Genomic DNA, 11593 nt, shown 5'->3' with positions numbered 1-11593 from the left:
TCATCTGGGCCGATCACCGCCTCATGCAGCTGGCATCGACTGCCCGATCGCGCGCAGTCGCGATCGTCGGCACGCGACCCACAACGGTCCCCGAGCTTTCCCGAAAGCAGCCATTCCAACGTATATTGTCTTACGCACGCCCATCTCCAAACTCCATCTAGGACTGCTCGATGCGCCTTGAAGACATTCTCACGAGGTTGAGGGGCAACCCTTCCACAACACGCCAAATCACACTTCTTAAGCGGGTCTCGGCCGCGCTCCAGGCTTCTCCTGACTGCACCGGTGCGGCGGTCGTTGGTTCATTTGCAAAAGGGAGCGCAGATCGCGTTTCTGACATCGACCTAGTCGCCTTTTGCTCGGATGGCACTGGGAGTTCGCTATTACGTGCGATAGAGCAGCAGATCGCCCCGTCGGAAATATTCATCAAGTTTGATGGCGTGCGTGATCCGAAAAGTCCGTTCCAAAAGCTAATCTTCGAAGACTTAACTTCAATCGAGTTTCATGTCATCTCACCCGATACTGAACTCATCCTAGAGCAGCCATTTGTTGAAATAGTTAACCGGGATCGTTGCCTTGAGTCGAGGGCATCGTCCAGGCTCGCTCCGACTGAGCACGATGTGACGGCCTATCATTATGGCGACCGATTCCTGGCATGGGAACTCTTCACTTGCTTGAAGTGGTTATGGCGCGGAGACTTCAAAACTGCAAAGCGCTACCTGGTCAATTTGGGAAGAGCTATAGAAGCGTCGGAAAAAGCCAATGGATCTGCAGTCTGTTAGCCTGCGCACATGCAACTTCCGTGCTGGTGGTCGAGCGCCCGTTTGTCAACGATGCTCGCCTCGAAGTCGACGGTCCGCTTTTGGCCGAACTCAGCCTGATGCGATTGGCTCGGTTCGACCCGGAAGGGACGCACGAGTGTCTCGAAAGCGGCCGCTCGACAGCAGTTACGGATTTTGCTTTCCCACTTCGGTTATAACGAATCGAACTGTGTGTTGGTCAGGCCGAAGGATGTGTTCGTACTTCCCCAAGTCAGTCCCTCTCGCTTTTGCATCAAAATAGGCGCATGGATTGGTCGAGTTTCCTGGTGCCAACTGACTGACAGAAGCCAAATTGCAACGATGATAGGTCGGTTTATCACTATCGTCGTTTGAGGCCCAGGTGTTCAGGCAGTTCTCTCCAGTCCCGCAGACGTAGGCAACACGGACGGGAATGTTGGACGCCTGAACGGGATCCTCGTTAGAAGCCTTGGAGTCAAGATAGACCACAACTTGCTTCAACGCCCAACCACAGTGCCCGGACTTTACGTCGTCTCGCCAGACAAGCCAAGATCGTTGTCCATTCGCCGCGGATGTCTGTGTTGCACGCTTCGCGAAATGGCTGGGCATGAAGCCAGCCTCTCCAACCATGTGTTGGCAGAACATCGAATCCGTTGTGGTGTACCAATCTTCCACAAGAACGGCTTCGACATCGTCGGGTATCGCGCCGGTTACCTCTACTCGGTCGTTGGGGCTGGGGTTATTATCTGGCGCGGCAAACGCGGCGCAGGTATAGAGCACCACAATTAGAAAAATGAATAGAGATTTCACGCGTCCGCCTTTCCTTAACCTGTGAATGCTTGCCCGATTGTCGGCGATCTGAACGCATACGTCGACTGACCGTATATGGCCGGGTGCTGTCTCATGTGATCAGCATATGTAGCTCGAAACTCATGAGCAGGCGATCGGCCGCACACGACCCACAAAAGACGCTCAACTTTCTCGATAGCGGACGCTGGCCGACGATCAACTAAGCGTCGCCCGCGAGTTGAAACGACCCTTCCATAACGCTGACGCATTTGCCCCCGACACGGACCCTTGCATGACCGTCATGCGTGTCAACTTTCGCGAATAGAATGCTCGGGCGACCCATGTCCACGCCTTGGGCGACGCGCAGCGACAGTTCCGACACCCCCCCGATCTGAGCAATGAGCGCAGCAGTTGCTGCTGTCGCGCTGCCCGTAGCCGGGTCTTCTGTCATGCGCGGTGTGAACATCCGGGCCTCCAGATCACAGATAGGTCCTGCTTTGACGCGATCGATATCGCGTGTATAGCCATAGATGGATACGGCACCGTCAATCGGAAGCAAGCGTTTGAACGCCACGAGATTCGGCACACATCGCCGTAGAGCGTCGCGTGAAGCAAGTTCAACGACAAGAAACGGGAGACCGACAGAGGCGACCTGCGGGGCGTGAGCATCCACCCGGACGTCATCAGGGGTGAGTGAGAGACAAGCGGCTACCTGGCTTGCGGAGGCATGTGACAGTCGCGCCAACGGTTCAGGCGCAATGAGCTCAGCTCCGACTACGGCCCCACCCTCTTTCAGCTGGTTTACGGGAACCAAACCAGCTAACTCCTCGAATACGAGCAGGTCTGGCAACGGATTCCGACCGGATTCCGCCCTTGCAGCGAGCACAAATGCCGTGCCGATGTTCGGGTGTCCGGCGAAGGGTATCTCGCGGCTCGGCGTAAAAATTCTTACCCAAGCAGTATTAGCGGCATCGCGGGGAGGCAACACGAATGTCGTTTCACTGTAAGCGAACTCGCTTGCGATTGCCTGCATCTGACTGGTTGATAATCCAGCGGCATCGAGTACGATCGCAACCGGATTACCTTTAAGTTTCTCTTCTGTGAACACATCAGCGGTGACATAGCGGCGATTCATTGCGTTTCTCGGTTTATTTTAGACTCTCTAACGATGTACCCTATTATCGCCACGATCTGCCACTGAGACAGATACAGTTCTGCCCCGATAGACCGGGCCAACGCGTCGAATGACCGGGTTAGCCGCGTACAGCCTTCGGGTTCATAGACTTTGCGTTGGTATCGAACCGTAAGATTGTCGACGAGCTACGCGATGACGTCGAACGTCTCAAACTGGCCGAACCCAGCCAGATGACGACCGACCGAGTTCGACCCGGAGCAGCCACACGGATTGTTCGAAGGCAGACATTAAATGTCGCGAACTCGTGCGACTGTATTGAAACGCAGCTTAGTTCGGACAATGGCAGCAGCAGTTCAGGCATTAGATGAGTGGATCAAGCGTCACTGGTGAGCGCCGACCAACGATAGGTGCAATAGCTTACTGACAATATTAACAATGACGAGCCTGTTTTCCACACGATCGTCGCGCTTATGCACGCGATACGCCACATGTCTAGCCGCCTCTTTGCTCGTGAGTGCGGCGATTTCGACGTGGTTGGCACATCGTAGCGAACTGTTTTTCTGGCAGAATTTTCTAATGTTTTGGTTGCCTCAGGCGCTTGCGATCGGTGCTTTCGTTTCTCAGAGGAGCCGGTGGGCTTTGACGAGCGGAGCATCAATAGCTCTTACATTTCTTCTAGCACTATGTGCGTTGCTGTTTCATCATGCAGACGACTGGCTGCTCTACATATATGCCGTTGGTGCAGCGTTGATCACCGTACTAGCCGTGGGTCGCCTCAGCGTCGTTCAAAAAGCCAATCCTTTCTGGTGTTTCATTCTTGGATTTTTGGCCGTATTTCTGGCAATCGTGGCGCTTGCGTTGGTCATATACGGACAAATTGTGATAGCCGCCATATCCGTAAATCATTGAATTATCTTCAGCCCGGCACGCCAACTGACTAATTGTCAGCAATTCCTGAGTATCGGTCGAATGTCGCTTGTTGGCCGCACTTCGCCCGACGACGACCGGCTCAGGACGACCCGCAAACGCCCTTCACGCTACCCAAAACCGAACATTCAGACAATGGGTTGGTACATCGGCCGATGCATTATGGACCGGCGACCTTGCTCAATTGAACAGCGGCTAGCGGCGTCTCATGAATCTCATCATCAATTTTTTCGACTCGATAAGCGGTCGTACCCGGCGCCCAAGAAACCACCTTCTCAATTTCGCGATCATCGAAAAGAACAGCAGCAAAATCGTCGATAGCCAAGGTCCGTGGCATTCTTCCAAGACGCATTTCCATCAGAAAATTAACGCGCCGCTCTGGAATATGAATGTTGTTGTAATGGGCTGCGCAAGCTCCCGGAATAAGGCCTAAACCGCGCTGCAAACCATAATTCCCCTGTTCGAATGGCCCACCCAAGCCCGTCTCAAACCAGCACATGGCGCCGGCGCTCATTCCGGCGAGGAGAGTACCCTGCTTCCACGCTTCCGAAAGAGTGGCATCTAGACCCCACTCTCGCCACACAGCTAGCGCCGACCGCAGATGCCCACCGCCAACAAATATCGCGTCTTGACTCAGTAGCCGTTCTCTATAGTCGGTGTAGGAAATTACGTTAGAACCCCATCCGTTGAAAAACGAGAGATTTGACGTCTCAAAGCCGAGAGCTCCATACGCGACATGGAACTTGTCGATTTGCGCGGCGTTGTCTCCGCTAGAGGTCGCAATAAAACAGATTCGCGGTTGAGGCTTCCCCACCAACTCTCGAATGTAGACGTCGACGGGCGACGGCTCTTTTTCGATCGTAAATCCGCCGCCACCGATTGCAAGTATTCGCTGCATTTTCACGCCTCGTATGGACAGGTGCCCGCATTGTCAACGATCTACGTGCCGCAGTCGACCGTCCGTTCTTGGCCGCACTGAGTCGGATGACGACTAGCTTAGATCGCCCCACGCGATCCACTCGACGCGCTCGATGACGGTCATTCAGGAAGTACGAGCATGCGTCGAGATTAGTTGTCTGAATCGAGTGGACAGACGGCTGGGCGGTTGACTCGTGCCGCGCACGCGGTGGGCGCGGGCCTACGGTGACAGACACTGCCCGTTATCGAACGGCGAAATGCGTGCAACGCGTTACGCGCCCTTAGGCGGAAAGACCGTGTTCTTTTGATGGCTTTCCGGAAATAACCATCCCGAAGGCTACTGGTACGACGAGGCGGCCTTCCACAGCAGCGCCCCGAGGCACAGGGCAACCACCACCCAGTATTGCGCCAGCACGGGCAGCGGGACGACGAGCACGGTGAATGCCACGCCAAATACCAGCAGGATGCCGTGCCCCGCCAGATGGAAAGACAACGGACTGGCGAAGCCGGCCGCCGCGGCCTTGATCTTGCGGCGTACGGAGCCGTCGACGAACATCGCCAGACAGAACACGGCTGTGCCGAGTAACCAGAGCTTCATGACGATTACCCGATACAGCACCCGGTATACCAGCAGCCAGAAGTTCCGGACCCACGTGCGCGCAAAATCTGACACACCGCCGTCGCTTAACGTGTCGTCGCGCGTGGCGTCCATCGTCGCGCGCAGAAATCCCGGTTCGACAAAAAGCCTTTTGAACAGCAGGTTGGTATGCGACACCGCCTCGTCCGCGCGCGCCTCGCCCACCGTAGCGACCACCGATTTCGATTCCGCGTCAGGAATCTCGAAAAGCGTGCGCTCGGGAATCACCGGCATGATGAAAACTGAAATGATGGGCACGATAAAGAACCACCATTTAATGTGCGAGACGAAGCGGCTATTTGCCATGGAAGTACACCGCCAGCTGGACGAGCAGGTACACCGGGAAAATGACCAGCCCTGCCAGCCCCAGATAGAAGTGAACCGGCTTGCGGGTGATGAAGATACCTAGCGCATAGGCCAGTGCCCCCCTGCCCCTTGCAAATTCCACGGGCGGCGCCGCGGACATCTCGTCCTGCGACTGCGCGGTCGTCAGCGCACGCCGCGCAACATCGTCGTCAACCCGCGACAGCTTCGCAATCAGCCAGACTGTGAGCGACATCGTAATCCTCAAAATAAAGTCGGAAGCTCTCGCCTGTCAGTGCGCGCGCCGCCAGTTGGAACGCGGCCGAGCGCTGCGTGATGATTTCCGGACAGCGCTCGTCGACCATACCCGTCTCCCAGTCGCCGTGACGGGCCTCAAACGACGGGATCGGCTCGAACATGGGCGACCAGACGAAGTACTTCTCTCCCTGGCGCGCCACGTATCGCCGCGCGTACAGCAGATGGGCCCGCTCGAACAGCCCCTGCATGAAGGCGACATGAGGTGTTCCAGACTTGCGGGTGCGTTTGAACGCTGCCAGCGCAGACTGGAGCATTTCGACGATGAGCGGATCTGTCTCCCCCTGGAACCGCTCACCAATAAAGTCAGCTACGCGCGCGCACGCGAGTTCAAGCTCCGGTGCCAGCGTGAAAACCGGCACGAGGCGTGACGAAAGCTTGTGGTCGCGGATAATTTTTTTGAATACGGCAGACATGCGTAGGTTTTCAGCCTTGAAGGATTGGAATACGGCCCTGATACACCGCCGCGCCGGAGATCCGCATGAAGTACTGCAGGTTCGGCAGGCCGTGAATCAGACGGGTTGGAATCAAAGGGACCTTCTCCAGTTGCAGGGACCGCGACACGGACCCGTTAAATTCGCCAACGTGCGCTTCGCTCCCCGTGCTCGTGCTGCCGGTCACAACGAGATTGCGGATCGCGGTTTCTCCAACCTTGTCGGAGAACCACTGCGCTGTGTCGCTGTCTTCCAGGCGTAAGATGATCTGATTGTTCAGATTGCCCAAAACCTGCAGCATTTTTGCGGCATTTCCCAGCCGTGCCTCAAGATCAGCGCGTGCCTGGAACGCGACGAATGCTTTGAATCCTGCGCCGCGGCCCTTGTTCAGGATCTGGATGACCTGCTCGTTGATCGCTTCAGCGATCTCATCGATGATGAGCACGACATCAGGCGGCACATCGTAGAAGTTGTAGATCGAGCCGCACACCGCGGCGACGTCGGCGAGAATCATCGAAGCGATCGCCTTCTGCACGATGTTGTTCGACAGGGAATCGAGGCCCATGTACAGCACGGCCTTCTGCTTGATGATCTTGTCGATGTCCCATATTTCGCGCTCGTCCTCGAAGTCGTCCGCTTTTGGCGAAAGCATCAGACCTGTCTCGCCGGTAGCCAGCATCTGGAGCAACGGAAGCACAGACGCGATGATGCGCATGTAGTGCTCCTTGTCGTGCGTATGCGTGGCCACCAGGCCGTCGATGGTTTCGTGCCCTTTGTCGAACGCGGTGAAGCGGGCGTTGTAGAGTGCGACCATCCCGTCTACGATCGTCGCGCCCGGCTTGTTTCCGATGTTCGCCGCGTTGGCCGTGACAAGTGTTTCCCAATCCGGCAGGCCGTTTTCCCGGAAAAACCGCTTCAGGCTCTTTTCCAGCAGGGTCGTCACACCTGCCTGCGCGTATTTCAGGATCGAGCGCAGGGTTGGGTTGTCGCCGATGAAGAGTTCGCCCTTGACCGCGCGGTCGATGAAAAGGAACGCGAAGTCGCGGAACGGGCCTTCTTCCATCAGCTGCGAGATGCGGCTCGGAATTTCAGAGGGCTGTGACCAGTTTTCGATCGGATTCAGCCGGATCGACTCTGATGGTTTCGCCTGGTTGAAGTACAGAAACCTCCGGCCCGATCGTTCACACTCCCGCCTCACGCGTTCACGCCAATCCTTGTCGTTCTTCGGATCGATGCAGATCAGGACGTCTCCAAGGTGAACCACCTGCGTGGATATCACCTCGTAGGTCCGGGTTTTTCCTGAACCTGTCGTGCCACCCACCAGCGTGTGGCCACCCATCGCCTTGTAGTGGAACGGCACGAGCCCCTTCTTCGGCTCCATGCCGTGAATCCAGGACGACCCCTGCGGCATGCGATCACGGATACTGTCGGCCGGCGCGAAGAGCGACTCGATGGCCTCCTCAATCTTGCGGCCCGTGCGCGACTTTGACAGCCAGCGCGGCAGTCCAGGAATGTCCGTCGTCGGCATACGCAGGATGTCGTGCGCGATCTGGCAGTGCTTCTGCGTCCACTCGTAACCGATGCCCAGGTACATCGAGTTGGCTTCCTTGCGCATGCGCTGCTGGATCTTCAGCAGCTTCGGCACGTCGAGCGTGGTCAGCCATTTCGTCGAGATCGCCATGCGGAACTTGAGCGCCGTCCAGATCTGGGTCGACCGGAACACCAGCACAAGGAGGGCAAACAGAGCAAATGCCCAGCCGTACGGCATGCCTGAAAGCGGCAGGACGAGTAAAGCGAGAAGCCAGAATGTTGCGGCGCGAAATTCGTAGATCGGGCGGAAATGGTTGATGTAGTTCACGTTCCACTCCGCGCGAGGATCAGTTCACCCGCGCGCGGTGCAAGCGTGATCTCGCCATTTGCGTTCGTCAGGAGAAGGCTACGTTTGCGAAGGTGTTCGACAAGCGTGTCGCTCGTCACGCCGTAGTTACCAATCAGGCGTTTGGTCACGACGAGGCCTTTCTCGGACCATGCAACCTTTGCCTTGCCGCCCGCGACGTCCTCGCGCAGCGCGCGAAACAGTTCGCGGATGATGTTGGGCGCACCACTGAGCACTTCATCGAATACCTGTGGCTCAGACGACGCGGCCTGGCGCTGCTGGCTCGCAGCCGGGGGAACGTCCGCCGGATTTACCGCGGTCTGCACCCGGGCGTCGTCTACCGTGAACGGAAGTCCCATCTGGTCTGCGGCCTTCGCGCGGACGCCACCCTGTGCCGGAGTTGCCGCAGGCGCAACGCCTTGTGCCGTGTCCTGCTCGATGTCGAGGACGTCCATCAGGGACTTCGGTGGGCGAGCAGTTGCGCTTGCAGCCATAACCGTCTGCGTCGCCGCTGTCGGGGCAACGGTGGCCGGAGTTGCCGCGGAGCAACCGGCCGTCGCTGCAGGTGGCACCGATGTGCTGGGCGCAGGCGGCTGGGCCGCTGCGCCCGCAGGCGTGACTACCGGCTGAAGGACAGCCGCCACGTCAACTGCCGACGGCACGGTGAATTGCACGGGCTCGAACACCGCACGCTGCGCCTTCCGGTCAAAGTCCGCGGCAGTAACAATCGCCTGTCTCACGACCTTATGCGTCAGGGATTCCGAGTCGAGTGGTCGCATGCTCGGGTTGATCGCCCCAAACAGCTCCGACAGGACATCGGCATCGAGCCCACCGAGCAGATCCGGACCAATCAGCATCTGTGCGAGCATCCCGGTGCGCATGCGCTCAACCGGCAGCGCCGTATCACGGAGTCCAACCCGGTAGGGAGCGTCTCCAAGCCATGCGGCGGCCGCGCCGTGCGCTGACGGGTTCCACTCGGCCATGTCGCGCTCCCGGGTCACTATGAAGTGCCGGTGCGGTTCATCGAGGCCCGAACAGATCGCGGCGAGAAACACCGCGTAGTTGTACTGCGGCTCGATCCGGCGGCGCTTCTCCGACGTCAGATTAGTGCCGAACTTCTGCCCACCGGCAAGGCGCATCGCGTAGAACGCGGTTTCCACGGTAAAGCGGAAGGCGCCACCAGGCTCACGGTAGAACTCAGCGTTCAGCGGCAGCGACGAAAACCAGTCACCGCAGCGCAACAGTACCGCCATCCACTTCCTGTCGAATTCGGCGCGCTTTGCCTCGTTCGCACACTGCTCGATCAGATCCACCCGCCGTCGATGCTGCTCGACCAGAGCGCACGCCGCGAGCGGTTTGTGCAATGCCGCCGCGGTCATACAACACCGCCGGTTGCCTTACTCGCAAGCTTGCCGAGGATCGAACCGGATGCGTTGGCACCGCCGCCGAAGATACCGGCCATCTTTGGAATCTCGAAGGACAGCAGGAGGACAAAGAACGCGAGGTCGAGGACATAGGTCGAACCTTCCGCCGTTGACAGCCCGATCTGCTGCGCCTGCGCCAGCGCCGTCGTTATCGAGCCAGTGACGAGGCGAACCAGGATCGCAGCGATGACCACATACATTCCGGCGCTGATCATGTAGTCGAGCCACGCCTTGAAGTACCCGCGTGTGAAGGATGAGAAGCCGAGCGCGAAAGCGACCTGCCCGAGCACGATGCCAACGGCCGCCTGCAGCTGCCCGATGTGTACATAGAAGATGAACACAACGGAGGTCACCATCAGGACCACCCACGCGAGCAGAAGCGGAACCATGCCGATCGCCAGCTTCACGTAGTTGTACCAGTGCTCGGCTTCGAACGCAGCGATGACCGCGTCAAAGATCTGCCCGGACGCCGACGAAAAGATGCCCTGCCCGCTCTGCATGTTTCCTGTGATCTTCTGCGAGAGCGCGAGGAACCAGTTATAGAAGCCGGGGGCGGCCTTGACGTATCCCACGTAGATCGCCGCGAATATGCCCAGAATCGCAAGTTCCTCGAAGAAGGCGATCCACGCGCCAACGGGATCCTTCGTGCCCGCGAAGCGGATCGCGGCCAGAACGATGGTGATGACGGCGAGACCGCCGGCGAACTTGTCCGCGTCGTCCTTGATCAGTTGACTTGCGGTGACAGCGGCGGGGATAACCGAGTCGAAAAGTGTGCTGAGCTTATCGATGGCCTTTGAGGCACCCGCGCCAATCTCGCCTGGCGTTACAGTGGAGCCCGGCGCGGTGGTCGAGTTCGAGGGACCGCCGACCGTCGAGCCATCGGGCATGACAACCGTTCCGTCCGCCAGAGCAACGGGTATCTCCTGCGCAAAAGTCGCAGCGGGCCACATTGCCCCGAGCGCGACAACAGTCATCAGCGTCGTCGCAATACATGCCATCCGGCGAAGAAAATTCATGGCGCGATCCATCATTTCAGACTGTCGAAGGCCGCCCGTTCGGCCGCCTGCTGGGCTGTGAAGCTCTGCATCGCCGCCGTTTTCGTCTTCGCATCCTCGTTGGCAACCGATGCTTTCTGCGCGTCCTGCTGCTGTTTTGATGCCGTCAATTGCAGCAGATCGGCGTTCTGGCTGGTGACGATATCGAGATAGTGCGTGGTGAGCTCGGCCGTTGCCTGTGCGGTCGGCGTAAGCGCCATCTGCGACTGCAACTGCGAACGCCGCTGGGCCAGTTGCTGCGTGTGCTGCATGACGTCACTGCCCATTTGAAACAGACCCTTGGATTGCGAATCGTTCTGCTGGTAGAGCGTCGCCATGTCAGCGAACCACTGCGTGTTCGACTTGCCCGAGCGCGAAACGAGCGTCTGCACATGGCTGAGCCATTCGTTCCCCTTCTGGAGATCGCCGTAGAGGTCGGTCGCGTTGTTGATCAAGCCCTTGTACTTGTCGATGTCACCGGTGATCTGGTCGTACTGTGCCTTCATCGCAGTAGGGTCCAGGTTGACCGCCTGCAGCAACTGGTTGGCCATCATCTGGTACTGATAGACGATGTTCGTGTCCTGGTAAATCTCACCTTTCACGGCCTTGGCGGCTGTGATCACGTTCTGGGCGAAGTTTGTCGGGTCGAAGACGACCCATTGAGCAAACGCCCCCTGCACCATGCCGAACATCAGCCCCACCACCGCCGCGAGTCGAATGAATATTTTCTTCATCGTTGTTCACCTTCACAAGGGATTTGCCGTTAGACGCGCACGCGCGTTGTCTTCGTTATGGTTTGCCGGCGATGGACCATCCGCTGGTCTTGCGGCGACCGGGTCAGTTGGGGTGCTGCCAGCCGCAGCCCGCAGGGCCAGGTTCAATTCGGCCGCTACCATGCGCGCTTCACGCACGCTGTTGGTCACGCTGGTTGGGTCGATGGTTGGATCGGCGAACGACGTGCCGGAAAACCCCGACAGCAAGGTTGCAGCAGCTATGACTGCAAGCAGATTGATATTCATCGTGGG

General features: G+C 58.1%; 13 protein-coding genes. 2 read left to right on the top strand and 11 right to left on the bottom strand.

Annotated elements, in window-relative coordinates:
- Positions 1-170 precede the first annotated feature (170 nt).
- On the top strand, positions 171-779 hold the full coding sequence (locus PQR40_RS29540) for a nucleotidyltransferase domain-containing protein (protein ID WP_408510448.1): 609 nt from the start codon (positions 171-173) through the stop codon (positions 777-779).
- A 165-nt stretch (positions 780-944) separates the two neighbouring features.
- Here PQR40_RS29540 and PQR40_RS29535 read toward each other — a convergent pair whose 3' ends face one another.
- Together PQR40_RS29535 and PQR40_RS29530 are read right to left on the bottom strand one after the other, a co-directional pair.
- Positions 945-1586, bottom strand: a complete 642-nt coding sequence (locus PQR40_RS29535; protein ID WP_408242255.1) for a hypothetical protein — start codon at positions 1584-1586, stop codon at positions 945-947.
- A gap of 199 nt (positions 1587-1785) precedes the next feature.
- Positions 1786-2700: a PhzF family protein gene (locus PQR40_RS29530; RefSeq protein ID WP_408510447.1), complete on the bottom strand. Its 915-nt coding sequence runs from the start codon at positions 2698-2700 to the stop codon at positions 1786-1788.
- 510 nt (positions 2701-3210) lie between these two features.
- Here PQR40_RS29530 and PQR40_RS29525 point away from each other — a divergent pair.
- Positions 3211-3609 (top strand): hypothetical protein, encoded by a 399-nt coding sequence (locus tag PQR40_RS29525; protein ID WP_408510446.1) that lies wholly within the window; start codon positions 3211-3213, stop codon positions 3607-3609.
- Positions 3610-3787: 178 nt separating this feature from the next.
- Here the strand turns inward: PQR40_RS29525 and PQR40_RS29520 are convergent, their stop codons facing one another.
- From PQR40_RS29520 to PQR40_RS29480, 9 genes are all read right to left on the bottom strand, one after another.
- Complete coding sequence (locus tag PQR40_RS29520) at positions 3788-4525, bottom strand: Type 1 glutamine amidotransferase-like domain-containing protein (protein ID WP_408510445.1); 738 nt, start codon at positions 4523-4525, stop codon at positions 3788-3790.
- A gap of 357 nt (positions 4526-4882) precedes the next feature.
- Positions 4883-5488, bottom strand: coding sequence for an IncC plasmid conjugative DNA transfer DtrJ family protein (locus tag PQR40_RS29515; RefSeq protein WP_408510444.1), 606 nt, complete (start codon positions 5486-5488; stop codon positions 4883-4885).
- A complete protein-coding gene (locus PQR40_RS29510) occupies positions 5478-5741 on the bottom strand; it encodes a hypothetical protein (protein WP_408510443.1) in 264 nt (87 codons plus the stop codon). The genes PQR40_RS29515 and PQR40_RS29510 overlap by 11 nt, the downstream gene beginning before the upstream one ends.
- Entirely contained in the window at positions 5698-6216 is a 519-nt protein-coding gene (locus tag PQR40_RS29505) for a hypothetical protein (protein ID WP_408510442.1), read from the bottom strand. Before PQR40_RS29505 ends, PQR40_RS29510 begins: the two co-directional genes overlap by 44 nt.
- Before the next feature lie 10 nt (positions 6217-6226).
- Complete coding sequence (gene traD / locus PQR40_RS29500; protein WP_408510441.1) at positions 6227-8092, bottom strand: conjugative transfer system coupling protein TraD; 1866 nt, start codon at positions 8090-8092, stop codon at positions 6227-6229.
- Positions 8089-9489: a TraI domain-containing protein gene (locus PQR40_RS29495; protein WP_408510440.1), complete on the bottom strand. Its 1401-nt coding sequence runs from the start codon at positions 9487-9489 to the stop codon at positions 8089-8091. The genes traD and PQR40_RS29495 overlap by 4 nt, the downstream gene beginning before the upstream one ends.
- Complete coding sequence (locus tag PQR40_RS29490) at positions 9486-10550, bottom strand: type IV secretion system protein (protein WP_408485368.1); 1065 nt, start codon at positions 10548-10550, stop codon at positions 9486-9488. Before PQR40_RS29490 ends, PQR40_RS29495 begins: the two co-directional genes overlap by 4 nt.
- 11 nt (positions 10551-10561) lie before the next feature.
- Entirely contained in the window at positions 10562-11302 is a 741-nt protein-coding gene (locus PQR40_RS29485; RefSeq protein ID WP_408510439.1) for a DUF4141 domain-containing protein, read from the bottom strand.
- Between the two features lie 12 nt (positions 11303-11314).
- Complete coding sequence (locus PQR40_RS29480; protein WP_408510438.1) at positions 11315-11587, bottom strand: hypothetical protein; 273 nt, start codon at positions 11585-11587, stop codon at positions 11315-11317.
- Between the last annotated feature and the right edge of the window lie 6 nt (positions 11588-11593).

Origin of the sequence: Paraburkholderia sediminicola (assembly GCF_046026855.1) — a bacterium.
Classification (GTDB): domain Bacteria; phylum Pseudomonadota; class Gammaproteobacteria; order Burkholderiales; family Burkholderiaceae; genus Paraburkholderia; species Paraburkholderia sediminicola_A.
This window is presented reverse-complemented; position numbering and strand designations above follow the sequence as displayed.